Origin of the sequence: Paenarthrobacter sp. PH39-S1 (assembly GCF_030063245.1) — a bacterium.
Classification (GTDB): Bacteria; Actinomycetota; Actinomycetes; order Actinomycetales; family Micrococcaceae; genus Arthrobacter_M.
In genome coordinates this window covers 1-777 of sequence record NZ_JASISR010000121.1, presented here as the reverse complement: position 1 = coordinate 777, position 777 = coordinate 1, and the positions used below count along the sequence as shown (strand labels likewise).

General features: G+C 60.5%; 1 protein-coding gene. It reads right to left on the bottom strand.

Annotation, left to right across the window (positions count from 1 at the left end):
- Window positions 1-180: 180 nt before the first annotated feature.
- A partial coding sequence (locus QMG52_RS21800; protein WP_283562487.1) for a transposase occupies window positions 181-777 on the bottom strand: 597 nt, incomplete at its 5' end.

Below are 777 nucleotides of genomic sequence, written 5' to 3'. Positions count from 1 at the left end.
CTAGGTGCATGGGTCGGTAGTGGTTTTAGCCGTTTGATGTTCGGCGGCGTGGCAGCCGATGAATCCTGATGCCGGTAATAATTTCCTTTGAAGGAGGCGCCCCCGCCCCGAGGGATCGTTCAGCGAGGTGTGAAGAGCCGCCGTTAGCGTCCCGGGGCTGCCCCGTTGCCGGCCCCCGTTCTACATCCGCGCCAGGGAGGCCGCCCGGGTGCGGTGGCTGAAGAGCTTCATTAGGTTGTGGCACCCTGCCAGCAACTCCCACTCACGCGCTGCCTTCTCCATGCCGCGCAGGAGCACGTTTTTGCCCTGCCGGGTCTTGATCTGGCCGAAGACCGGTTCAACGATCGCTTTGCGCCGGGCATAAATTTTCTTGCCCTTCTTGGTTTTGAGTTTCCGTCCCATCCGTTCTGCCAGGCTCGCGTTGGCCGGGATCCTGCCCCGGGGCGACTCGGGAATCGGCGTACCGTGTTTCATGCGTCGGGTGGAGATGAAGAACTCGGTTGAATGAGCCGTTTCAACGTCTTTGACGTGCTCGAGGTTGGCTGCCGAGCAATACCCGGCGTCGGCACTCCACGTCGTGGGCATTGCACCTACAGAGACAGCCGTGTGTTCGATCATGGGGGCCAGCTGCTGCACATTCACGGCCACGTTGTTCAATCTGGTGGCAACAATTACCTGGTGGTCAGCATCCACGACGGCCTGGCCGTTGTAGCAGTAATGGTATGAACCATCCGCGGTTTTCATGATCCGCGCGTCCGGGTCCGTGAAGTTCCGTTG